The following is a 24,062-nucleotide window of genomic DNA, read 5'->3' on the forward strand; positions in this document are numbered from 1 at the left end:
AGAAATTGTTCGTTTGTTTTCTTTCATATCAAAACACCTTTCTTCTATGTATCTCATAGCAACAGTCTCCTTTTCTTTATTCTTATTTTTATATATCAGATTATAACACAAACGAAAAAGTGATACCTCCGCGCTTATGCAAACGATATCACTTTCTGTGTAGGATAATAATATATTATTTTGTCACAATTCTATAAGTCTATATTTATATATATCAGTATCTTCTAATACCCACAATGCATTTTGCTCTTCAAAAATCTCCATAGATATTTCATGAATGATACAAAAACGATTATCCCATCTCTTTCAAGACGTATTCTTCTATTTTTTCAACCAATTCTACTGCTGTGTCAATTTGTTCCTCAGCTTCTTCTCTAGTCGCTATATAGAAGTCATCATAATCGCTGGCATGTCGTATTTCTTCAGCCTCAGCAATTTTCCTTCCCAAAATTCTTGGGAAGATTTCTGTCTTGATATAATTTTTATTAAAATTTGCAAGGGCATCCTTATGCCTCTTATATGCGTTTCCATCTAAAGCATGAATAGCTGAAATAGCATGATAAATTCCATAATAGGCTCTGTTATTCGCTCCCCTGCATTCTCCTGCATCTAAAAGAATTTTTGCTGATTTTATATCACTTTTAGCAACTTCCAACCTATATAGAACCAAATCTCGCCTTGTGCCTTTTTCATTATGCTGCGTCAAATAACTTTACCCCCTCACTTGCCACATTTGAATAAAACGGATACACTTCTACCCACTTATTAAAATGCTCTTGATTCTTTGCTATCGGCTTAATATCTACATCATAATCCATATTAAAATCATAGGTTGCACCAGATAACTCATGACGATACTTTTTAATGTCTATATCACTTAAATCCAAAAGCACCATAATATCTATATCCGAGTCCTTTGTATAATCGCCCCTTGCATAAGAACCATACAGAATAACTGTTTTCAAATGTTTTCCGTATATTTTACAGAGCACTTCAACATATTGACTCACTAACTCTCTTGTTGTCATAGATATACCACCTCTTTTACCAACTCTCTATTATTAAAAATCATACTTTCCAATACCTTAAATTTGTATTTTATGAACATTATCCTTTATTCCACGAAATCAATCGTTCATAAGCATTCATTTCAAATATCTATCCATTTTTATTTGCTCCACCAGTCAACCTTCTTATACTTATTATAACCGATTTTTATTTCTTTTCCTATCTTTATTTGATACCTGATTATAAATATGTAGCAGTTCAGCCCGCGCCATTCGTTATACAGAAAGAGACGCCGCATAGCGCGGCGCCTCTGGTTTTGTTTCATTTTTTGCTTTTTATCAAGACAATCTTTATGCTATCCGATCTGTTTTTCAGACTGTTCAAATATTCAGATTAGTCTTCTTTTTTGCGAAGAGCTACGACTGCCGCTCCTGCCGCTAACATCAACCCTGCAAGCGGAATGATCGGTGATACGCCGTTGTCTCCTGTCTGAACTGCTTTATCCTCATCCTTCGGATTCTCCGGTTTCGGATCTTCTGACACTTTTACAAAGTTTGCTTGCAGCTCCGCTGCTCTGTCAACCTTAAACTTGTACTCTGCTTTATCAGAAACTACTTTGCCGGCTACTGTCCAGTTCACAAACTTGTATCCTTCTTTTGCTGTCGCAATCGCTGTTACAATTTCGCCGTTTTCATAGCTTTCTTTTGCAGGATCAAGTTTTACCGTTCCCATCTTAGAGTCGTTTGCTTTTACTGTTATTGTAACCTTCTCTACCGGTTTTTCTGTCTTTTTAAAGTTCGCTGTCAGTTCTACGTTCTTATCTACTAAGAATTCATATGTAGTTTCTGTAGAAACCGCTTTCCCTTCTACTGTCCAGTTCACAAACTCATAGCCTTCTTTTGCCGTTGCTGTTGCCGTTACTTTCTCTCCCTTAGCATATTCTGCTTTGTCAGGATCAAGTTTTACTGTTCCCATCTTAGAGTCATTTACTTTTGCTGTTACTGTAAACTTCTCTACCGGCTTTTCTGTCTCTTTGAAGTTCGCTGTCAGTTCTACGTTCTTATCTACTGTAAATTCATATGTAGCTTCTGTAGAAACCGCTTTACCAGCTACTGTCCAGTTCACAAACTCATAGCCTTCTTTTGCCGTTGCTGTTGCCGTTACTTTCTCTCCCTTAGCATATTCTGCTTTGTCAGGATCAAGTTTTACTGTTCCCATCTTAGAGTCATTTACTTTTGCTGTTACTGTAAACTTCTCTACCGGTTTTTCTGTCTCTTTGAAATTCGCTGTCAGTTCCACGTTCTTATCTACTGTAAATTCATATGTAGCTTCTGTTGAAACTGCTTTACCAGCTACTGTCCAGTTCACAAACTCATAGCCTTCTTTTGCCGTTGCTGTTGCCGTTACTTTCTCTCCCTTAGCATATTCTGCTTTGTCAGGATCAAGTTTTACTGTTCCCATCTTAGAGTCATTTACTTTTGCTGTTACTGTAAACTTCTCTTCTACCGGAGCTTTTGCTTTAAAGTTAGCTGTCAGTTCTGTGTTCTTTTCTACTGTAAGTTCATATGTAGTTTTTGTAGAAACTTCTTGACCGTCTACTGTCCAGTTTACAAACTCATAGCCTTCTTTTGCTGTCGCTGTTGCTGTTACTTTTTCGCCTGCATTGTATTTATCTTTTACAGGGTCAATCGTTACAGTTCCCATATCATTATTATTTGCTTTTGCTGTTACTGTATATGTCTCCGGTGCAGGCGGATCCACTTTTTCTTTCACTGTAATTGACATTACGGAGTGTGCTTTTGCCGTCAGCTCAAGATCTGTGCCTTCTGCCGTAACTGTTGAGTTTTCAATCGTTACTTTATCCGGCTCTGCCAAGCTGTTTTCATCAACGAAGCTTTCACCCGCGAGCGTCTGTACTTCTACTGTTTTGCCTGTCAGGTCTACGCCTTCTACTTTCACACGAAGTTTCTTATCATTCTCACGATCTGTATTTACTACAGTTACATATAATGTTCCGTCATCACCTTTACTTGCGATTGCGGAATATGCTTTTGTTCCGTTTGCCAATGTTTCTACGTGTTCAAACTCTGTTCCGACTACTTTCGTTCCTTTTGCAAATGAGTTAGAGAATAACTCGAACACTTTTGCTGAAGGTGTTGAGAAGAAACGGAAGTTCCCTTCTCCTGTTCCCTGATTAGCGCCCGTCTGCGGTACTGCCTGGATAACCGCCTGCTGTGTAGGTCCAAGTGAGTCTGCACCACTACTATACCAGTCTACAAGACAGTGTTTCTGGATGTACGGACTACCGAGACGAACATACTCCATAAGCACTTTTGCAATATATACTGCATGTGTCTGAGAACGAAGAAGCGGCGATGTAGATCTGAAAATACCATACTCAGATATAACCGGAACTTTTCCTTGCGGAAGCATGTTTACATAATTTTTAACTTTCTGAATACCTACATTTTCCGCAAGACGCATTGCCGAGTCATAAAACGCACCTTTGTCCTGATCCGCACCCGGATCTCCACAATATGGATGAATTGTCAGACCATCATAATAATCGTTCCAGTTACCTGCTGCCATCTTATCAATAAAACCTTTTGTTTCCCAACTGGAGTATACATAGCAGGATGCCTTTTCTGCACTTCCGCTTTTAGCATTGATTTCGTTAATCTCTGCCGTCATATCTTTCATCGCTTTAGAAACAGCTACAAATCCGTCTCTTTTAACTTTATATGTTACATAGATTTGTTGTCCCTTCGCCGGGATTTTACCATGTGTTCCGTCTCCGAAGTGGATTGATCCGTCTCTGTAGTCGATTGTCACTTTCTGGTCATTCGCTCCTGCGTTGTCAAGACTTTCTACAACCTCCCATTTATGATTGTTTCCTTCACCGTCAGTGCCTACCCATACTTCAACGCTTCCTTTTTGAACAGCTTCAAAGTTCTCAACCAATGTCTTTCCATCTTTTCCTGTCATCGGATTCGGGTTTGCATAACGCATGTAACGAACCTGATTTGCAGTTCCGTCACTGACAGATGCTGCCTTATTCCAGTCATCTTTTTTCACCGCATACTGTTTTGTAAAGCTTGCAACTCCACCTTCTACATACGCTTTTTCGGCATCCTGCGTTCCTATCATCCAATACTGCTGAGATGTTGTTCCATCAGTACCCGGTTGATTATTTTCATTTCCAATCTCAAAGTAACGTACGTTGTACGGCTCTGCATGTCCGTTTTCTTTTCGGATATCTGCCCATGCAACACCACCGCCCGGATTACTTCCTGCCGGAGCGTTCAGATACTCTACAAGATCTGCCGCATCCTGCGCAGAACCACGTCCGAAACCGTATACATAAACGATTTCTGACTGAATGTCATCACGGTACGCGAAATCGGCAACTTCTGTCAAACCGAAGTTCGGAGCAATTCCCCCTTGTCCCGGATTATTGTAGAATCCGTGAATCTGATTTACACGTTCTTCCTTTGGTCCTATTGATTCTTTCCAACGGAACAGGTTCGAGATCGTTCCTCCCGGATAACGGATAGATCCGAATCCTGCTTCTTTGTAGAGATCCGTGAACTCTTCTTTCATTTCCATCTTTGTACTGTCAAAAGAGCCATATCCGTTGAAAGCATATCGATGGTTAATACCTATCGTCGACTTTTCAATCGAACGTTCTTCTTTCGTAGGTGAAACTGTAAGTACAACTCCGATTGCCGCACGGTAATTCTTCATTGCCTCTTCCAGTTCTTTAATTGTCTCTGAAATTTCAGACAACTGACTTTCGGCAGTTAATTTTTCCGCTTCTGCAATCGCCTCTTTCAGCACTTTTGCCTCTTCTGCTTCTGTGTCCAAACTTCCTAATGCATCTAACTCTTTTGCTTCTTTAAGCGTTTCTTGTAACTGCGGGAAGAGCATTGCTCCTGCTTTTGATTCATAAACAGCTTTTGCCTCTTCTGCTGTGAGAACTTTATCATATACACGGATTTCGTCCACAAGACCTCTCATAGAAAGCGGGTCATTTCCTGCATTTTTATGACGCCCGATCAAAAGGTTTGTCAACTCATTAACAACCTGATTACCTGCATCTTTCTCGCTATCCTTTTCTCCGTTTATATAAAACGCAATTTTCTTTGTATCTTTATTGTATGTAGCCATTACATGCTGCCACTGGCTAAGATCAACCGTCTTATCGCTATATACATTCGTCGCATTTACATAAGTCGCATACTTATTATCTTTCGTAAACTGTAAAAATGTACGCCCCTGTCCGCTCTGCTGAAGCAGAACTGTATTTTTCCCTTCTCTATTTGTATTCGTATCATATTTGAACCACAAAGAAATCGAATAACTGTTCTGAGACGTCTTCATAATCTGAGGGATTTCCATAGTACCTTCAGTTCCCTCTGTAAATTTCAGGGATTTCCCAAAAATCGTATCTGATGCAATCGAAACATTTGAACCTTTCAATTCACCCTCATATTTTGACTGATCTTTTACGTTCGGAACTTTCTTCTCATTCACATTCTCAAAGTCATAATACGCAATGAGTCCGTTATCAATGTTCGTGTTTTGGGGTTCATCTGCCGCCCATGCCAACGCCGGCATAGTGAACAACATGCTGCACGCTGTCAATCCGCACAACCCCGTCCTCCACATTTTCTTTTTCATACTTTTTCTCCATTCTACGATACTGTTTTTTCTGCTATTGCTAAACTGTCTTTTGGTTTTTCTCCTCCCACGAAAGACCAGTATTGTTTATATTCTATCATAAATTAATTTTTTTTAAAGTTTTTTATGCATTTTTCCTTATAGATTAGAGTAAAAACGGAATTTTTTATGATTTCCCGTAATAATATGTGCCTATTTTCGTTTGTTTTATGTGAGTTTTGTACACAAAACACAACTGATGCAATGCGCTCCTAATCTCACACAGATAATTTTATACTGTATGAGACCAACTTCAGGTTTTCCAAAGAGAAGCGGATACGAAGTTTCACTTTATAAGGAAACCATTCTTATTCATACCAAATTCATACTTTTTAAAATGAACAGCCACCCTGTTAATGTAAACGCACTGAATACTGTAGTCAGCATGACGACGCCTGACGTCAGCGTGCCTTCATGTCCCATATTTTTTGCCATAACATAGCAGCTTACTGTTGTCGCCGATCCAAGCATGACGAGAATCGCGATCAATTCTTCTCTGCGAAATCCGAGCATCACCGCAAAAGGCAGAAACACCGCTGTAAATCCGACAAGCTTCAACATACAGGCAGCAATGACAGGTTTGATCTTTCCAAGCGCTTTTTGAACATCAAAAGAAGCGCCGAGCGCCATCAATCCAAGAGGCGTCGCGACAGCGCCTATATTTGACACTGTTTTTTCTATTACATACGGCATCGGTATCCGAAGCGCCGACCAGAAAAGACCTGCGGCTATGCCGATTATGATTGGATTGGTCACGATCCCTTTCAGCGTCTTTTTCCATAACAACTTATCTCGTTTTCTTTGTTCCGGCTGAAAGAAGGACAGGACGACGACTGCCATCATGTTATATAACGGCACGCTTCCGATGATCATAAGAGGCGCCAGACCCGCATCTCCGTATATATTTTGGATGAATGCGATCCCAAGAAGCGCCGCGCTGCTTCTGTATGACGCCTGTATAAACTCTCCTCTTATTCCCCTGTCCTTCCATAATAACGAAAGTATACCGGCAAGAGCAATGCTTGCAAGAGTCACGAAGAAACAAAATAAAACGAATTTTAAATTCCACACTTTCTGAAAATCGACAGATGCAAGATCTTCAAACACAAGAAGCGGAAGCGGCACAAGAAAGACGAACTGATTCATTTTCGATGCAAATACTTCGTCGAGCCATCCGAGTTTCCGAAAGAGAAACCCAAGCGCCATTAACAGGAAAACCGGTACTGTCGCATTTAAACTAAAGATTAAATTTTTCATTTTTCTTCCACCTCATATCTTATCGGTATTTCTTTTTGTAATATGGCATCCGTTCTTTAGACAAAAGATATATTTTCTTCTATATTTTGAACAAAATATACCACCTTGCAAATTGTGCTTTTACCGGAAGCCTGAGCGCCTATAAATATCTGAAATTTTTTATTCAAATTAATCTGTGCCTCTTTTACCGGTCCAAAATTCTGTATGACAATTTTATTTTCCATAATCAAAAATCACTTCTCCATCGCTTTTATAGTTCATATCAAGATTTTCTATACATACACAGCCGCAAGCATTGGTTATCTGTCTTGATTGCTTATGCAAGAAATTATTCTGTCCGAAGGGCAGTTACAGGATCACTTTTCGCAGCTTTTTTAGACGGAAGCAGTCCTCCGAGCAGCGTCAGTATTACGCTGAGAATAATAAGTATGATCGCCGGAATTACCGGAAGAACCGCACTTACGTCATTCGTTCCTGCCAAATGATGGATCAGAGCATTTCCCGGGATCAAAAGCAGAAGCGTTATCCCGATCCCGATCACGCCCGCACACAAACCGATAATAAACGTCTCGGCATTAAATACTTGTGAAATATTACTTTTAGAAGCTCCGATTGCGCGCAGTATCCCGATTTCTTTCTTTCGCTCAAGAACACTGATATAGGTGATCACACCGATCATGATCGATGATACGATAAGGGAAATCGCTACAAACGCAACGAGCACATAACTGATAACGTCTATGATCTGTGTCACAGACGACATCAGCGCGCCGACCATATCCGTATATGTGATAACCTGTTCTTCTTTTCCTTGTTCTTCCATTTTTCTGTTATAATCATCAAGAATTCTGACGACTTCTTCTTTGCTTTCAAAATCTTTCGGATAGATCGAAATCGTAGTCGGAACAGCGAAATCAACATAACCTAACTGTTTGAGATTATTGTCATACGTCGCATTTTTCGCAGCTCCCATAGACATCATCAGTTCTGCCAGTTCCTCTCCTGTCATATTCATCTGAAACGCCTCGGCAAACGCATCTTCATCTACATGCATAGCATTTTGCAGACTGCTTCCGATCTGTGTCATTGCCTGTCCTACAGAAAACTGCAGTCCTTCTGCCATCTGATTCATAACCTGCTCCATAGCCGATGTGATCTGCCTCTCAATCGCTGTTCCTACGGCTCCCGCATAAGAGGAAACCGCGCCTTTCATATAAGAACCGAACGCGTCTGTGATCTGCTGTTCCAGACTGTCCGCGTCTACGATTCCTTTCATCCCGTCAGACAGTCTTTGCCGTCCGTCTTCCGTTTTTAAATATGCAATAAAATGCTCTCCGATCTTTGTCGGATCAGCCAGCCCGTTTTCCGCCGCATAGGGAAGATACCCTTCCGTGAGCTCTTTTGAAAGCTTCTGAAGCTGTTCTGCGGTAATCTGAACATTACCTGCAATACCTCCGAAAATCTCATTTGCATATCGGTTCAATATCGCTTTCGCTTCTTCTGTCTGCATATATTCCGCCAAATATTCATCAAACTTAGACGGATCCTGATAGCCGTTTTCAACGATAAATTTTCCGTATCCTTTCGCTATTTCTTTCACCATTGCCTGAAGCTGTTCCATCGTCACGGACATCCCGCCGCCCGACTGGATGATCTCACTGATATTTCTTCGTATGATTTCCTGCGCTTTTGGCGTTCCAAGGTATTGTCCGAACTGTTGTGCAAGCGCAGAATAGTCCGCCTCCGGATGCGCGGCCGCATATTCTGCGTACCCTTCTGTCAGGCTTTCTGCCAGCGGCAAAAATCCTTCCGGCGAAACTGTAAGATCAAGGTCTCCCAGCAATTCTTCCAGATTCATCTGCGGCAGTTCGGGAAGCTGAACTTGAATCTTACTTAGATCTAACATTCCCGAAAGATTGACTGAACTTCCGGCAGAACGGAAAATCTCAGAAAGACCATCCGTTTTTTGCATTCCCGAAAAGGCATTTTGATCAAATGCAAATGCCCGGGCAAGTTTTTGTTCGTCGATCGTAATCAGAGAATCCATATTAACGTTGCCCTTTACATTTTCTGTCCCGAAATGTTCCCCTGTAAGAACGTTTCGTTTCGGATCTGCCTTCTGATCTTTGACTATTTTTGAGTTTTCCGCTTCTTCTGCGACATGTTTTGTCAATGAAGCTGGATAATTGATGCCTGACATCAAAGCTGCTCCGTTTGCATCTTTTACAGGCTGAACGATGCCGACGATCCGGATCGGCTCGGCATTTTTCACAACTTTGTCCATGTACGTCTGATCTCCCGAACGATCTTTCCACACATGATAACTGTTGTCATACTCATAGTAATCCGCACTGTTTACCAGTTTAAACTCTTTTCCGAGAATATCATCATATGTATAGACAGTTGAATCTTTCGGAACTTCGATCTGCTCTTCCTCGACGAATCCCGCAACCATCTCTTCCAGCTCCAACGGATCTCTTAAGCCCAGCGTGTACAGCAAAAGGTCGCTCATACCTCCGCCGGACGTCAGCACAAGCACGCATTCATTGTATGATTTCGGCCACCTGCCGGCTTTCACATCGTACTGATCTTTATACAGATCGGAATCTGCCGGCATCTGATAAAAGACGTCTGTACTCATCATCGAAGACATCAGACTGTTTGAGCCGACAGACGAACCAAGCCCTGCCGCCTCGAAAGAGCGGTCCGGATGTACCTGACGGACTTTCTCCCCGTCTTGCGCATAGATCTGCGGAACAACCTGATAAGAATACTCAACTGCATTTGTGTATTGATCGATCCGGCTTTCTTTACTGTCTAAAAACTTTTTCAAAGATTCCAGATCATTTGAATCCATTGTCGAAAACATATTCGTGACCATGTCGATCACCCATATATTTTCTTTTTCCCGCCGCTCTTTTGAAGATGTTCCCGTTCCCGCAGACACCGCTTTTACTTCTTCCGAATCTTCCCCGCCTGTCATCATCGAAGTAAAATCAAATCCTGTACTTTGGATCTGAAGCGGATATTGGGAAAGCGTTTCTCTTTCTATATTTTTTATGTAGTCATTCACTCCTGCGGACAAAGAGAGAATAAGCGCAATGCCGATAATTCCGATCGATCCGGCAAAAGAAGTCAATAATGTTCTCGCTTTTTTCGTCTTGAGATTATGAAAGCTAAGTGAAAGCGCCGTCAGAAACGACATGGATGATTTCCCCATATTTTTATGTTCCGGAACGTCTGCCGTTTCTTCATCCACATAAAATGCATCGCTGTCCGAACGAATCTTTCCGTCTTTTAACTCAACGATTCTTGTAGCATACTGCTGCGCCAGCTCGGGATTATGAGTTACCATAACAACAAGCCTGTCCTGCGCAACCTCTTTAAGAAGCTCCATCACCTGAATACTTGTCTCGCTGTCAAGCGCCCCTGTGGGTTCATCGGCAAGGAGGATATCCGGGTTATTTACAAGCGCTCTTGCAATGGCAACTCTTTGCATCTGTCCGCCGGAAAGCTGACTCGGGCGCTTGTGGATCTGCTCGCCTAAGCCAACTTTCTCCAACGCCTGTCTCGCACGTTCTCTGCGCTGCGCTTTGCCTACTCCCGAAATCGTAAGCGCCAGTTCCACATTTGCCAAAAGTGTTTGATGAGGGATCAGATTATAACTTTGAAACACAAAACCGATCGTGTGATTCCGATACGAATCCCAGTCCCGGTCTTTGTATTTCTTCGTCGAAATCCCGTTTATGATCAAGTCTCCGCCGTCATACCTGTCCAATCCTCCGATGACATTTAACAGCGTCGTTTTCCCCGAACCGCTTGGTCCTAAAATCGCCACGAACTCATTATCACGCAGATTCAGGCTCACTTTATCAAGCGCTTTTTGAACAAGACTTCCCGTCCGGTATTCCTTACATATTTCTTTTATCTGAAGCATACTGTTTTCGTTCCTTTCCGTGTCTTAAATCTATCGTCATCTTCCAAACAATATCTCATACACCCTATATGACAGACTTTCTGCAGTGAACTACCATTGTCTGAAGCCAAGGGGCTTCCTGTTTTCAGAATACTAAGATTAATGATAGTCCAAAACCCTGCCTCTTTCAAGATAATTTTCCTGTTGAAATCCCGCCTTGTCTTTCATCTTCTACCAGCCTTTTAAGAAAAACAATCCTGCTCCCAATCCTTTTCCTATGGCTGCGCCGATCACAAAAACAGACGCGTATCTGACGATTCGCGCGCGGCGCATAAAGATCGGAAAAACATTTAATATCTCCGCAAGCGCCATCGACCAGCATCCGACAAAAATCCCGGCAAAAATCCCAAACAGAACTTGTACCGCCCCGGACGCAAAAGACGCAGAAGCAAACGATACCGCATTCGGCGCAAAAGAGTAAAAAAGAAAAACGATATTTCCGATTATTCCGCCAAGCGCCACACATGTTTCATAGAAAAGCAATTTGTCTCCCGTGTGTGTCCGATCGGCAAAATCAGCGATCACTCCGAGTTCCACGATAAAAGAAAATAAGCCGCCTGCCACAGCCGCCCCTGCACTCAATCCGACAAGAGCCAGCACAAGCTGTTCCACGATCACCTCAGCCGCCTGTCCCATGAATACCGCCTCCTTTTCCGACATCGATCTCTTTTTCTTTTCTTGCCGCATTTTCAATAAGCGTTGTCTGAATATCGTTTTCATACACCCGCATCTGCACTTCCATCGGCGTAGGGTCTACTGTAAAACGGCGTTTCCCGAAATGATTGAAAAAGATCAAAATACCGATCATAAGCCCGGCAGAATATGCGATTTCCAAAATCGTTATGCCGCCCGGCTTATTTCCGGTGACAAGATGATAAATCTGATCAAACAGTTTCGTTACATCTACATCGTTATTAAACGCCATGATCGAAAATGCCGCCCCGCAAAATGTCACAGCCGTCACAAAGGCAGTTTTTGTAAGATGCCATGCATAAGACGGTGTTTTCTGATCTTCGTATGTTACGATCATATCTGTTTCTCCCAGATTCTGCACTTCCATATCCGGATATTGGCCGTGGATACATGCGATTATTTTCAGCACCGAAATCACACATCTTTGATTGCCCGTTTTCTTAAACTTCAATATTTTCATTGTTTTAAGCTTCGGAAGAAGCGACTGATCGGAGCACTCCATAGAAAGCAGATCTGCAAGTGTTACATCCGGCTTAGTCACCTCCACATCTCTATCGCCTTTAATATAGAGCGTTTTCCCTGATGCCATCCGCACAGTCCTCGCTTTCTCTCCGGATTAAAAATCCTTCTTCCGAGTGTTCCTTCGGCATATTCATGTAATACACTGCTCCGATTACAACCGCCGCAAGCACGACAATCGACAGACAAATCCATACTTTTTTTCGTCCGTTTCCATCTTCCATCATATGATCCGACTCCTTTTCACTGCATTTTTCAGTAAATCCACTTCTTTTTACTGTAGTATGCTGCCTTTGCCGGATTTTATACGATTCTTTTATCTTCCTCCTTTTTTTCTTAATTTTTCAATGATCCGTTTCTCGGATCTCGACACCTGCACCTGAGAAATTCCCATGATCTTTCCTACGTCGCTCTGTGTCCGATCAGCAAAATACCGAAGAAAAATCAACTGTTTTTCTTCTTCATCCAGTGTCTCGAGAAGTTCTTTGAGAACGATCAGATCCAAGATCTTGTCTTCTCTTTTCTCTTTTTCTTCTAATTTATCAAGAAGCCGTATCTCGCTTCCTTCTTTTTGATGAACCGGCCGGTAAATGGATTCAATCTCGCATCCCGCCTCCATCGCCTGTACAAGTTCTTCTCTTTCCACTCCGACTTCTTCTGATAACTCTTCTATTGTCGGCTCGCGCCCCAGCGAACTGATGAGACGTTCTCTTGCCTGTACGCTTTTATAAGCGATCTCTTTTAGCGAACGACTCACTTTTATCATTCCGTCATCCCGCAGGAAACGCTTGATTTCCCCGGAAATAAGCGGAACTGCATAAGTAGAAAACTTTACATTATATGTCAGATCAAACTTATCGATCGCCTTAAGCAAGCCGATGCTCCCTATCTGGAACAAGTCTTCGCGTTCCGCGCCCCTTTCAAGAAAACGTTTCACGACACAGTGCACCAGTCCGACATTTTCTTTTACAAGCTGTTCTCTTGCCGCCTTATCCCCACTGTGTGACTTTCTGATCAAAGCGATTGTGTCGTCCATATATCCCTGCCTTTTCCGACTGCCTTTTTCATCCGCACCCGCGTTCCTTTCCCGAGTTCAGACTCTACTTCCACGCTGTCCATAAACGCCTCCATAAACGCAAATCCCATACCTGACCGATCCTGATCCGGTCTGGTCGTATACATCGGACACATTGCCTCCTCGATATTCTCAATTCCTTTTCCCTGATCGCACACTTCCACTGTAAATATGTTTTCTTCAATCATACATTTGATATATACTTTGCGTACTTCTTTTTCATATCCGTGGATAATGACGTTTGTCACAGCTTCCGACACGGCGGTTTTCACATCTGCAACCTCCTCTACCGTCGGATTCAACTGCGTCATAAACGCCGCTACCGCCACGCGGGCAAAGCCTTCGTTCGCCGACCTGCTGTCAAACTTTAATTCCATTTCATTTGCAGGTGTCATTCTTCTTCCTCCTCATAGATCTGCATTATTTTTGTCACCCCTGACAAAGTCAGTATTTTACGGATGCGTGCATTTGTATGCACCGCCCACACTTCTCCTCCGATCAGAGAAATCGTTTTATATCGCCCCATAATAACTCCGATACCGGAACTATCCATAAAATCTGTATTTTCAAAATCAAAGATCACGTATTTAATGTGATTTCGATCGATTAGTTTATCTGCCTTACGCTTCATCTCCTCCGCATTATGATGATCCACTTCTGCCGGAAGATAAATCGTCAGACAATTTTCCTGTACCTGATATTCCATCGCTTCGTCGTCTCCTTTTCGGCATCTTAAATTCAAAAATCTATATAATCACCGGAAGTGCCAAAAGGCACATTCCGGGATTGTAAGCAGTCGCCAAGGTCTCGGGCAAGCCCGGACTTTGGCTCGTTGCCTATACAAAAAAAGGACATGCCTCCCGGCATCTCCTTTTCTTTCGTAATGTATTAATTATTTTCATTTGTAATCTCAGCAAGTCCGCTCTGAGCTTCTGCGGCATATTCCGAACCCGCGTATTTTTCTATCACTTTTTGGAAATAAACTGTCGCGTTTTCGTTATCTCCGCTTCCTTTATAAGCCTGCGCCAGATTCAAAAGCGCCTGCCCGTCGTTATATCCTTCGTTCATGAGCACAACTTTAGACAAGGGGTCTATCGCCCCTGCATAATCACCTGAATTCAGCGCCTGTGTTCCTTCTGCTAATTTCACCTCACACGCTCCGGGATAAACGGCAGCCGCTATCTCATCATACTTGACCTGTCCTGTCTGTTTCAACGTGTCTCTGCTAATCCCAAGAAGAGCATCTGCCAATGCGGCGTCATCATAATCATTTGAAAGGAACTGCCCTTCCACACTCAGCAGTTTTTCATAGCCTTCCGCTGTCTTTTGTGCCAGCTCGGCATTCGCCTGCGCATCTTCGCCTGAAGCTCTGTAATTGTCAAGCGTCCGCGTCTGAGCGCTGACCTGCGCTTCTAACGACTTGATCTCGTCTGCGTATTCTCTCATCTGATCGTTCATCCGCTCAGATCTGGACTGATTCACGGCAGGCGCCACAAGAAACCAGATGATCGCCGCTCCGATCGCCGCTCCGATAAAGATATTGGCAACCGCAAGCTGGGCCGTAACTTGTCTGAATCTGGAATGCTTCGGCTGTATGATCGTCTCGTTTCCAAGACTGTATTCAACCGCTTCTTCTTTCTTTTTCTCTTCTTTTGTTTTCTTTTTCCCCTTTTTTGTCAGCTCATGCATATACAAAAGAGTGATCTCATTCGTCGTGTCAAGTTTTCTCGCCGTCTTGATCGTCTGTCTCGCCTGAGAATACTGCCCCGTATGCAGATAGATCAAGGTTAAAAGCTGATACGCCTTTAAAAATGTCGGATGTGCCGCGATCACCTGTTTTAACTGAATCGCCGCCAGATCCTCCCCGTTTTGTCTGCAATATGTAAGACACTGATTGTATTTCTTGATCGCAAGATCGATCTGCTCAAGCTCCTTGGCGGACGACTGAACATTTTTAATGTAATAATCCGCAATGTTGTCCCGGGACTTTAAATTCTTGCTGATGATCCATTCCACAAGAGCTTCCGGCACTTCTCCGATCCCATAATACACGAGACCGAGAAGATTTCTCGCGGCTATATTCTCCCTGTTGAACTGAAGACTTTTCCGCAAAGACATGATCGCTCCCGACATATCGCGGATCTTCGCCTTTCTCAGACCGTCGTTATACCAGTAGTTTGACTGATATACGATCTTTTTCGTATATTCCATTTATACCCACCATTATCTTTCTACTTCTTCTGATCCATTACCTGCTTTAACAGATCGGTCATATCCGTCAAGTCTTCCTGATAAACCGCATTTTCAATATCATCCACTTCAAGGCTTGGCTTGAATTTTTTTAATTCTTCTTCGTAATCCAGCATTTTATCTACCTCCCCGAATCTGGTTTTCCCTGCTGCCGAGATACCCCTCGATCATTCCGGTCAGATACAGCGACCCAAGACAGTATACATTGCCGCCTCTTCTGCTGCTCACCGCATATTCAAAAGCATCCTTCACCGAACCGATCACACGGACGGGTTTGTCGGTGTACTTCCGAAAAACTACTCCCAGTTCGTCCGCCCGCGTCCCCCTCGCGTCTTCAATCTGCGTCACGATATAGCATGCCGCCTCTGTATGCTCACAGAGATATTTTATCATTTCTTCATAGTCTTTATCCCGAACCGCGGAAAACAAAACCGCATCTGCAAACCCGGCCTTTTCCACTGTCTCTGCAAACGCCTTGACCGCGCTTATGTTATGTGCTCCATCCACATATACTCCGGGCAGAACTTCTTCCATCCTTCCGCGCCATCTCACCGCCTCAAGAGCCTCTTTCCATAAATGCGGATGTCCGTTTTCTCCGAACAGACCACGCATCACCTCCATCGCAAGCAATGCGTTATGCGGCTGGTACAAACCGATATTGTTCAATTTCCACGTGGTAGTTCCATAATAATCATTCAAACATGAAAATGCAATATGTTTGTCTTCGATTCCAAGAATTTCGTACGCATCTTTCCCTATTTTTTTACAGAAACTTCCGCGCTTTTTTGCTTCTTTTTCAATTACCGAATCGCTTTCTCCCGTCGTCTGCGCATAATATACGGGAACATGAGGCTTGATAATGCCCGCTTTTTCAGATGCGATCTTCTCCAACGTATCTCCGAGATACTGTTCATGATCAAAACCGATCGAAGTGATCACTGATGCCGCCGGAGATTCCACGGCGTTCGTCGCGTCAAGCCTTCCCCCCAGTCCTGTCTCAAGAACGGCATATTCCACGCCGCTTTCTGCAAATGCAAGCACCGCCATACCGAAAAGGAACTCGAAAAAAGTAGGATGAGAAAGCCCTGCTTCTTTCATCTTGTCCACTGCCTGCATCGTTTCTTCAAATACTTCGAGAAATCTTTCATCCGAAATCATCTGTCCGTCTATAACGATCCTCTCGTTGATCTTTACAAGATGGGGAGACGTAAAAAGCCCCGTTCGTTTCTGTTCCGAACGGAGCATTCCGTCCAGATACGCGCACACAGAACCTTTTCCGTTTGTTCCCGCCACATGGATGATCCTCATTTTCCGCTGAGGATCTCCGAGCGTTTTCAGAAAAGCTTTCGTGTGTGCCGCATCATTTTTTTTTGTAAATTTGGGAATGTCCAGTATATAGTCTACTGCTTCACTGTATGTCATTTTTCTTTTTCTTCCTTCTCAACGACAAACGCCTGTCTGCCGTTTTCCGGCGCATCTTTTTCCGGCGGCATCTCGGTCAGCGTTCCGGCGTTATACTTATACGTCTTCGTCGTCCGAAACGTCGTATTGCTCGATCCGACCTGCGCTACCATGATCGTGTCTCCGTCGGAAAGTTTTGACTCTTTCAGATCCAGACGGGTGTTATTTAAAAACGTCGTCTTTTGCTTTTCCCCGTTAATAAATACTTTACTTTGTTTCGTAAAATTCTCTCCGTAAATACTGTATGTTTTATTATATTGTTCTGTCACCTGTGAGATCACGGCGTCTTTTACGCCCATATACATATGGCCTTCTTTCATCGGAGAGCCTTCTTCTGCGTAAACGTACTGATCGCCGTACATGATATCGTACTGCAGCAGTTCCAGGTCTGCCAGATAATTTTTCGTATGGCGGCGCTGCTGATGATAGTTGAATACTGTTCCGGCATGGATATCCAGTCTTTCAAACACATCTGCCATCACCTGATATGCCGCTACGTTTCCGTCCTTTTTCTCTAACCCGATGTTATCCCATATAACATAATTTGTATTGTACAGATATCTGCTCTTTAGGTCTTTTGCTTCCAGATTCATCGTCGGAAGATGATCGCCGTAGAACACAAGTACAGTCGGCTCGTTTCTTTCCTCCACGGCGCGTACGAGATCTCCGGCAAATTCATCCATTGCATGGACAAGATTTACATAATATTCCCATGCATTTCTTTCGCCTTCATCTTCCACGCCGCTTACAACGATCTCCGGATCTTCCAACACTTTTTCTGTCGGATACTCTCCGTGACCTTCTACGCTGACTGTAAACACAAAGTCCTGCCCTTCGGTCGTATCCATAGACTCCATAATATTCGGAACGAGAATATCGTCTGTCGCCCATCCTTTCGGCGTTGTCTGGAGTATATTCATAAACTCCTTACTTGTGTAATGATCAAATCCCATGTTGTTAAATACCTGGGCGCGGCTGTAGAAATTTCCTCCGTTATTATGAAGAGCTTCGGCGCCGTATCCAAGCCCTTTAAGGGCAGACGCCGCGCTCTCTAACGTACGAGTCTTTGCATATGTTTTATATGGGTATTCTCCCGGTCCGAAGAAACGCATACTCATTCCTGTGAGAACTTCAAATTCTGTGTTTGCCGTTCCCGCGCCGACTGACGGCACTTTAAAGTATCCGCTTGAATATTCGCTGAACATTTTTCTCAAATTCGGGATCGGATCTTCGGAGAAGCGAAGCCACTCTACCTCTGTCGGATCGAAAAACGACTCAAGCTGTACGAAAATAATATTCGGACGCTGTTCTTCCGATCTTCCCGTCGAACTTTTCGTCAGTTTTTCTTCTTCGTTGATCTTCTCCATCGTCTCTTTGCCATATCCTGTCGGCTCGTTGATCCCTGTATTAAACAAACTTGCCGAGAAGCAATACGGAAATCCATAATCTTCATATGCAAACGCAATGTTTCCGAAGTAATTAGAAATGACACGTTTGTCAATCGCCAGATTTGTCAGCGCCATACAGCCGACAAAGGAAGCGACAACTCCGCCAAGCGCGATCCAGCGGTGCATCTTTCCTGTGTACTGTCCGCCCCGTTTCCACATCGAAACGACCCATACGATCAAAGCGGTCACACCGATAATGATCATAATAAGCTCAAACGTGTTAAAATAATTTCCCGTCAACTCCAATGCGTCTGAAAGGACTTTCAAATCTTGTGCATTAAAGGGGGTTACACGCTTCGTCAGCAGATATCCGTTGCAGATTCCCAAAAACAGCCAGAACACGCTGAGCAATATTCTTGTAAACACACGCCTTCGCACCAGATAAACGATCGTAAATGTAACGAATATCATGCATGAATTATACAAAAACACAAGCGGCGTTTTTGTAAGATACGCCCACGCCTCTCCAAACGAAAGTCTTGAGATGACTTCGATGAAAAAGTTAATGATACATGCAAGCAGAAACTGAAGCGGAACAGACAGCCGGTTCATCCACTTATAAACCGGCTGCATCTTCTTGGCGAACTTTCCATTGCGCCGTTTTTCCAAGATCATCTGCCTGCGTTCTTTCCTCTTTTTAAAGTGTTCCTTAATATCTTCTTTTTTCAGATTTCTGACTTTTGTAAAAAAACCTTTTATATTAGCCAAGACCTACCATTCTCTCCTTTACTTGTGCGAGCATCTGCTCGTATTTCTCGAGTTTGTCCCTCTCTTCCTGAACTTTTGCCTCCGGAGCTTTGCTTACGAACTTCTCGTTTGCAAGCATTCCTTTCGCACGTTTGATCTCTTTGTTCAGTCTCTCTTCTTCCTTTGTAAGTCTCTCTTTTTCCTGCTCGAAATCCACAAGATCCTCAAGCGGCAGATATACGACCGCATCAGGAACTACGATGGATACCGCATTGTCCTCTATTCCCTCTTTTGTGCTCTGCACGATGATGTCGGACGCCAACATAAGCGGCATTACCGACTGTTTAAATCCTTCAATCGCTTTTGTCAGTTCTTCTTTTTCGCTGACGATGAATACGTTTGTTTTACGGTTGTTCGGAACGTCCATCTCCGCACGGATGTTTCGGATGCCTCTTGTCACCGCTTTCACGCGTTCCATGACAAACTCATCCTGCGCAAAATTCCACTCTTCTTTGTATTTCGGCCACTCGGACATCATAAGCGACTCTTCCTCCGGAACGAGCGCCCCGTAAATCTCTTCTGTTATAAACGGCATAAACGGGTGAAGCAGTTTCAATCCCTGAGCCAACACAGTTTTCAATACCCAGAGAGCGCAGTTTGCGGCCTCCGGAGCTTCCTCTTTGTGGTAAATACGGAATTTTGCCATCTCTACATACCAGTCGCAGAACTCATCCCATATAAAGTCATATACTTTCTGAACCGCAATACCAAGCTCAAATTTGTCCATATTGTCCGTCACGTCTTTTGCAAGCGTATTCGCAGCCGATAAGATCCATCTGTCTGCCGGAGTAAACAGATCATGAGACGGTTCGTCAATAATATTTTCATCCATATTCATCATAATGAAACGGGATGCGTTCCATACTTTATTGGCAAAGTTACGGCTTGCCTCAACTCTCTCATTATAGAAACGCATGTCATTTCCCGGTGCATTTCCGGTAACAAGAGTCAGACGAAGTGCGTCCGCGCCGTACTTGTCGATGATCTCCAGCGGATCGATTCCGTTTCCTAAAGACTTACTCATCTTTCGGCCTTGTGAATCTCTTACAAGTCCGTGGATCAGTACTGTGTGGAACGGAGATTTTCCTGTATGCTCATATCCTGAGAATACCATACGGATCACCCAGAAAAAAATGATGTCGTATCCTGTCACAAGCACGTCTGTCGGATAGAAGTAATCAAGATCTTCCGTCTTATCAGGCCAGCCGAGTGTAGAGAACGGCCAGAGCGCTGATGAAAACCATGTATCAAGCGTATCTTCATCCTGTGTAAAATGCGTGCATCCGCAATGCGGGCATTTCTCCGGAGCGTGTCTGTCTACGACAAATTCTCCGCATTCGTCACAGTAATATGCCGGAATTCTGTGTCCCCACCAGATCTGTCTGGAAATACACCAGTCTTTGATATTTTCAAGCCAGTGAAGATAAATCTTATCGAAACGTTCAGGCACAAATTTTAATTCTCCGCTTTTGAGCGCCTCGATCGCCGGTTTTGCAAGCTCTTCCATCTTCACGAACCACTGCTGTTTGATGAGCGGCTCAACTGTCGTACCGCATCGGTCGTGTGTTCCGACTGCATGTGTATGCGGAACAACTTTCACGAGATATCCCTGCTCTTCAAGATCTTTTACGATTGCCTTTCTCGCCTCATAGCGTTCCATACCTGCGTATTTTCCGCCCTTTTCATTGATCGTAGCGTCATCGTTCATTACATTGATCTCTTCCAGATCATGACGTTTTCCTACTTCAAAGTCATTCGGGTCATGTGCCGGAGTGATCTTTACCGCTCCTGTTCCGAACTCTTTGTCTACATAGTAATCCGCCACGATCGGGATCTCTCTGTTTACAAGCGGAAGGATCACGTTTTTGCCGATAATATCCTGATATCTCTCGTCATCAGGATGTACCGCGATCGCCGTATCTCCAAGAAGCGTCTCCGGACGCGTTGTCGCGATCTCAAGGAAACGGTCTGTTCCTACGATCGGATATTTGATATGCCAGAAATGTCCTTCCTGCTCTTCATGCTCTACCTCTGCATCTGAAAGAGATGTCTTACATTTCGGACACCAGTTGATGATCCTTGATCCTTTGTAAATATATCCTTTTTCATATAATTTGATAAATACTTCTTCAACCGCTTTCGAGCATCCCTCATCCATCGTAAAACGCTCTCTGTCCCAGTCGCAGGAAATACCGAGCTTCTTAAGCTGATTCTCGATTGTTCCGGCATACTCTTCTTTCCACTGCCATGTACGCTCAAGGAATCCTTCCCGTCCAAGTTCTTTCTTATCAATACCTTCTTCTTTGAGCTGATTCGTAACTTTTACTTCTGTAGAGATAGCCGCATGGTCCGTTCCCGGAATCCATAACGCATTGTAGCCTTCCATTCTCTTATAACGGATCAGGATATCCTGCAATGTGTTGTCAAGCGCATGACCCATATGAAGTTTTCCGGTAATGTTCGGAGGCGGCATCACCGTTGTAAACGGTTTTCTGCTCCTGTCAACCTCAGCGTGAAAATATTTGTTTTCACACCACTTCTCATATAATTTTTCTTCGATCGCTTTCGGATCATATGTCTTTGCCAGTTCTTTGCTCATTCTTTTTTCCTTTCTTTGCTTTCCCTCATTTTATTGAACAAAGTGAGCAAGCCCACTTCAACTCTCCGCCCCTCATAAGTGAGGGGCTTGGCACTTTGCACGCGCCAAAATTTCGGACAAACCCGACTTTGACCAGCCGCCGATACTCAAAACAGTCCACCGGACTGTTTTATCGCATGCTTGGCAACAAAAAACGCCCTTTACATCTGTAAAGGGCGAATTCTCCGCGGTACCACCTTATTTCATATATGCTGTCACACATATATCTCTCACATTCTATAACGGGAACTACTCCGGGATAACCTACTTCAATCGTTCAATCATCCGGTTCAGAAGCTACCTTCCATCATCCTTTTTCCGAAACTGCCTTTCAGCCGGATCTTCTTCATCTTTTGCTCAATCTCCTGCAAAGCTTCCTTAAATTCTCCGGGCAGTTCTCTCTGGCGGTTGGAATAATGTACTCCTCTTCATCAATACCTTTACCTTAAAATAACTACCACATACTATAGACATAAGCGCCGTATTTGTCAAGATTTTTAGAGAATCTTAAGACTTTAACGCAACAGTTCAGCCATATAGTGTTCGGGAAGCACAAAACATGCTTGCATGTTTTTGCGAGCGGACATCTGTATGTGCTGAGCGCCTTTTTATGAGTAAAACAGTGGCGGCAGCCACAATAAGCACGCAGTGCGGTTTTACGAATGGCGCGGGCGGAACTGTTGCTCTCAACCAAGCCTGCCATACAGTGTTCGGGAAGCACAAAACATGCTTGCATGTTTTTGCGAGCGGACATCTGTATGTGCCGAGCGCCAGTCGCCCCCCCCCACCCGTAAAACGGGCAATGTCGTTAACTTAAGAGTATTTGTTAAAAAAAGCTGTATGCTAATAAAGTGATTGGATTTATTGTTACAAATAATCGCATCACAAATAGGACTGCTGATTTTTTTAACAGTCCGATAGCCTTTTGGTTATGTTTTTATTTAAATACAGCTTTTCATATGGCTGTAATATCTCCGACGTGTATGTTTTCGGTATCTACCAAACTTTCTATCAGGGCGGATAATGGGACATGTTTTGGAAGCTTCTTCCACTATCCGGCATATCATCTCGTAACATATGGACAAGGGCGACCGCAAAAGGTGTACGATACAGTTTTTTATACGGTTTAATATATAACTACGGTTAGCCTGGTAAGCATGCCTATTATTGATAGACACAATGATTTTTGAATCTGATTCCGACTTTATAACCGCAACTAGATTGGATAAATACATTGCTGCAAAGAACTCCTGTTGGATACTGGCAGGCTTAATGCTGTTAAAGGCTTCTATTTCAAGCCTGTTCTTAAGTTCTCTATATTTGCTTTCAACTCCCCAACGAAACTGGTATAAATCTGGAAAGTTCTCCTTAGCTATCTGCTCGGGCATCAGATTTGTCACTAGATATTCTGTGCTGCCGTCTTCCAATAAAAAGTGAATGCTCCTTAAAGTAAGGGATTCTTTATTACAAGAAGCAGGATATGTAAACAAAGCATCTTCCTGTTCCGATATAGCTTTCTTAAACGTCTTTGGCACACGCATAAGAAACAGAATTCCTTTGGAGTTTAGATAGTGAAACATGTCTTCGGAAGGATATCCTCTGTCAAAAAGTATGATACTGTTTGGAAACCTAGGTAAAAAATCTACATGAGCTTTAGCCGATTCCCGTTCATTGTAACGATAGGGATGAAGAGAAACGTCAATCAGAATATCGTTTATTACATCATAAAGAACGGATGCGGAAGCAAGAGGCGATATGATTTTTGTCTTGTTTGGGTTACCTCCAAACACTTCATAATTCTCTTTTGATTCCGGAATCTGTATCGTACTTCCGTCAACGGCATAAATATGGAAACCATTCCAAGTGCGTAAATTTACTGGTTGAAAATAGAATTGTTTCACAGAAAGACGGAATAATTCAAGAAATGCTTTATGAGAAATACCCTGTCTTGCCTTTGAAATTGCCTGTTTTGATACAAATATTGGAAGATCAGATGGAAAATTTTCTAAAAATCGGGCATAGTTTATAGGAATGGATTTATGAACCGACTGGAGCACAAAATAAATCAAGTTAGAAAAAGAAAGCTTTCCAGAACGTGTAAAAGCATTACCTATACGATGCCTTGTCAAGAAATCTTCTGATGTAATAAGGTCATTGGAAGATTGTAAAATGGATGTTAAAAGTTTTGTATTCATAAAATCACCTCGCATTGAAAAAGTAATCAACGCAAGGCAACATTTTTTTCGCATTTTATCAAGTGCTTTTAGACAT

At 43.1% G+C, this 24,062-nt stretch carries 18 protein-coding genes and 1 other annotated feature; all 18 genes read right to left on the reverse strand.

Going from position 1 to position 24,062, the window contains the following annotated elements; genetic code table 11:
* Nucleotides 1–292: 292 nt before the first annotated feature.
* The 18 genes from ACH9UM_RS11105 to ACH9UM_RS11190 all read right to left on the reverse strand — a co-directional run bounded on the left by ACH9UM_RS11105 (nt 293) and on the right by ACH9UM_RS11190 (nt 23,986).
* A complete protein-coding gene (locus ACH9UM_RS11105; protein ID WP_004846709.1) occupies nt 293–706 on the reverse strand; it encodes a HEPN domain-containing protein in 414 nt (137 codons plus the stop codon).
* The gene (locus tag ACH9UM_RS11110; RefSeq protein ID WP_009243581.1) at nt 693–1,028 is read right to left on the reverse strand and encodes a nucleotidyltransferase domain-containing protein; all 336 of its coding nucleotides are present in this window, start codon (nt 1,026–1,028) and stop codon (nt 693–695) included. The genes ACH9UM_RS11105 and ACH9UM_RS11110 overlap by 14 nt, the downstream gene beginning before the upstream one ends.
* Nucleotides 1,029–1,401: 373 nt before the next feature.
* Nucleotides 1,402–5,688 (reverse strand): InlB B-repeat-containing protein, encoded by a 4,287-nt coding sequence (locus ACH9UM_RS11115; RefSeq protein WP_400091360.1) that lies wholly within the window; start codon nt 5,686–5,688, stop codon nt 1,402–1,404.
* 351 nt (nt 5,689–6,039) lie between these two features.
* Nucleotides 6,040–6,984 carry an AEC family transporter gene (locus tag ACH9UM_RS11120; RefSeq protein ID WP_009320085.1) on the reverse strand — a complete coding sequence of 315 codons (945 nt, stop codon included), beginning with the start codon at nt 6,982–6,984 and terminating at the stop codon, nt 6,040–6,042.
* A gap of 56 nt (nt 6,985–7,040) precedes the next feature.
* On the reverse strand, nt 7,041–7,208 hold the full coding sequence (locus tag ACH9UM_RS11125) for an AAA family ATPase (protein WP_004846721.1): 168 nt from the start codon (nt 7,206–7,208) through the stop codon (nt 7,041–7,043).
* A 104-nt stretch (nt 7,209–7,312) separates the two neighbouring features.
* Complete coding sequence (locus ACH9UM_RS11130; RefSeq protein ID WP_009320087.1) at nt 7,313–10,921, reverse strand: ABC transporter ATP-binding protein/permease; 3,609 nt, start codon at nt 10,919–10,921, stop codon at nt 7,313–7,315.
* Nucleotides 10,922–11,131: 210 nt separating this feature from the next.
* Nucleotides 11,132–11,596: a stage V sporulation protein AB gene (locus ACH9UM_RS11135; RefSeq protein WP_004846726.1), complete on the reverse strand. Its 465-nt coding sequence runs from the start codon at nt 11,594–11,596 to the stop codon at nt 11,132–11,134.
* Nucleotides 11,580–12,242 (reverse strand): stage V sporulation protein AA, encoded by a 663-nt coding sequence (locus ACH9UM_RS11140; protein ID WP_009243587.1) that lies wholly within the window; start codon nt 12,240–12,242, stop codon nt 11,580–11,582. The genes ACH9UM_RS11135 and ACH9UM_RS11140 overlap by 17 nt, the downstream gene beginning before the upstream one ends.
* Nucleotides 12,214–12,399 carry a hypothetical protein gene (locus ACH9UM_RS11145; protein WP_004846736.1) on the reverse strand — a complete coding sequence of 62 codons (186 nt, stop codon included), beginning with the start codon at nt 12,397–12,399 and terminating at the stop codon, nt 12,214–12,216. Before ACH9UM_RS11145 ends, ACH9UM_RS11140 begins: the two co-directional genes overlap by 29 nt.
* Before the next feature lie 89 nt (nt 12,400–12,488).
* A complete protein-coding gene (sigF, locus tag ACH9UM_RS11150; protein WP_009243588.1) occupies nt 12,489–13,208 on the reverse strand; it encodes an RNA polymerase sporulation sigma factor SigF in 720 nt (239 codons plus the stop codon).
* Nucleotides 13,187–13,642 carry an anti-sigma F factor gene (gene spoIIAB, locus ACH9UM_RS11155; RefSeq protein ID WP_004846740.1) on the reverse strand — a complete coding sequence of 152 codons (456 nt, stop codon included), beginning with the start codon at nt 13,640–13,642 and terminating at the stop codon, nt 13,187–13,189. The genes sigF and spoIIAB overlap by 22 nt, the downstream gene beginning before the upstream one ends.
* On the reverse strand, nt 13,639–13,953 hold the full coding sequence (gene spoIIAA, locus ACH9UM_RS11160; RefSeq protein WP_004846741.1) for an anti-sigma F factor antagonist: 315 nt from the start codon (nt 13,951–13,953) through the stop codon (nt 13,639–13,641). Before spoIIAA ends, spoIIAB begins: the two co-directional genes overlap by 4 nt.
* 182 nt (nt 13,954–14,135) lie before the next feature.
* A complete protein-coding gene (locus tag ACH9UM_RS11165; protein WP_009243589.1) occupies nt 14,136–15,458 on the reverse strand; it encodes a tetratricopeptide repeat protein in 1,323 nt (440 codons plus the stop codon).
* 20 nt (nt 15,459–15,478) lie between these two features.
* Complete coding sequence (locus ACH9UM_RS11170) at nt 15,479–15,613, reverse strand: hypothetical protein (protein ID WP_004846746.1); 135 nt, start codon at nt 15,611–15,613, stop codon at nt 15,479–15,481.
* A gap of 1 nt (nt 15,614) precedes the next feature.
* Nucleotides 15,615–16,919 (reverse strand): folylpolyglutamate synthase/dihydrofolate synthase family protein, encoded by a 1,305-nt coding sequence (locus ACH9UM_RS11175; protein WP_009321398.1) that lies wholly within the window; start codon nt 16,917–16,919, stop codon nt 15,615–15,617.
* Nucleotides 16,916–19,114: an LTA synthase family protein gene (locus tag ACH9UM_RS11180; RefSeq protein ID WP_009243591.1), complete on the reverse strand. Its 2,199-nt coding sequence runs from the start codon at nt 19,112–19,114 to the stop codon at nt 16,916–16,918. The genes ACH9UM_RS11175 and ACH9UM_RS11180 overlap by 4 nt, the downstream gene beginning before the upstream one ends.
* Nucleotides 19,107–21,752: a valine--tRNA ligase gene (locus ACH9UM_RS11185; protein ID WP_004846750.1), complete on the reverse strand. Its 2,646-nt coding sequence runs from the start codon at nt 21,750–21,752 to the stop codon at nt 19,107–19,109. Before ACH9UM_RS11185 ends, ACH9UM_RS11180 begins: the two co-directional genes overlap by 8 nt.
* Before the next feature lie 208 nt (nt 21,753–21,960).
* Nucleotides 21,961–22,235 (reverse strand) — a binding site (T-box leader).
* 497 nt (nt 22,236–22,732) lie between these two features.
* On the reverse strand, nt 22,733–23,986 hold the full coding sequence (locus ACH9UM_RS11190; RefSeq protein WP_009242193.1) for an IS4 family transposase: 1,254 nt from the start codon (nt 23,984–23,986) through the stop codon (nt 22,733–22,735).
* Between the last annotated feature and the right edge of the window lie 76 nt (nt 23,987–24,062).

The organism is Mediterraneibacter torques (assembly GCF_044591705.1).
GTDB classification, from domain to species: domain Bacteria; phylum Bacillota; class Clostridia; order Lachnospirales; family Lachnospiraceae; genus Mediterraneibacter; species Mediterraneibacter torques.

Excerpts from the sequence above, each read along its gene's own strand:
- ACH9UM_RS11185 (WP_004846750.1), bottom strand. The coding sequence starts at position 21,752 with ATGAGCAAAGAACTGGCAAAGACATATGATCCGAAAGCGATCGAAGAA.
- ACH9UM_RS11120 (WP_009320085.1), bottom strand. The coding sequence starts at position 6,984 with ATGAAAAATTTAATCTTTAGTTTAAATGCGACAGTACCGGTTTTCCTG.
- ACH9UM_RS11130 (WP_009320087.1), bottom strand. The coding sequence starts at position 10,921 with ATGCTTCAGATAAAAGAAATATGTAAGGAATACCGGACGGGAAGTCTT.
- ACH9UM_RS11135 (WP_004846726.1), bottom strand. The coding sequence starts at position 11,596 with ATGGGACAGGCGGCTGAGGTGATCGTGGAACAGCTTGTGCTGGCTCTT.
- ACH9UM_RS11175 (WP_009321398.1), bottom strand. The coding sequence starts at position 16,919 with ATGACATACAGTGAAGCAGTAGACTATATACTGGACATTCCCAAATTT.
- spoIIAA (WP_004846741.1), bottom strand. The coding sequence starts at position 13,953 with ATGGAATATCAGGTACAGGAAAATTGTCTGACGATTTATCTTCCGGCA.
- spoIIAB (WP_004846740.1), bottom strand. The coding sequence starts at position 13,642 with ATGACACCTGCAAATGAAATGGAATTAAAGTTTGACAGCAGGTCGGCG.
- ACH9UM_RS11110 (WP_009243581.1), bottom strand. The coding sequence starts at position 1,028 with ATGACAACAAGAGAGTTAGTGAGTCAATATGTTGAAGTGCTCTGTAAA.
- ACH9UM_RS11140 (WP_009243587.1), bottom strand. The coding sequence starts at position 12,242 with ATGGCATCAGGGAAAACGCTCTATATTAAAGGCGATAGAGATGTGGAG.
- sigF (WP_009243588.1), bottom strand. The coding sequence starts at position 13,208 with ATGGACGACACAATCGCTTTGATCAGAAAGTCACACAGTGGGGATAAG.
- ACH9UM_RS11190 (WP_009242193.1), bottom strand. The coding sequence starts at position 23,986 with ATGAATACAAAACTTTTAACATCCATTTTACAATCTTCCAATGACCTT.
- ACH9UM_RS11170 (WP_004846746.1), bottom strand. The coding sequence starts at position 15,613 with ATGCTGGATTACGAAGAAGAATTAAAAAAATTCAAGCCAAGCCTTGAA.
- ACH9UM_RS11115 (WP_400091360.1), bottom strand. The coding sequence starts at position 5,688 with ATGAAAAAGAAAATGTGGAGGACGGGGTTGTGCGGATTGACAGCGTGC.
- ACH9UM_RS11145 (WP_004846736.1), bottom strand. The coding sequence starts at position 12,399 with ATGATGGAAGATGGAAACGGACGAAAAAAAGTATGGATTTGTCTGTCG.
- ACH9UM_RS11125 (WP_004846721.1), bottom strand. The coding sequence starts at position 7,208 with ATGGAAAATAAAATTGTCATACAGAATTTTGGACCGGTAAAAGAGGCA.
- ACH9UM_RS11165 (WP_009243589.1), bottom strand. The coding sequence starts at position 15,458 with ATGGAATATACGAAAAAGATCGTATATCAGTCAAACTACTGGTATAAC.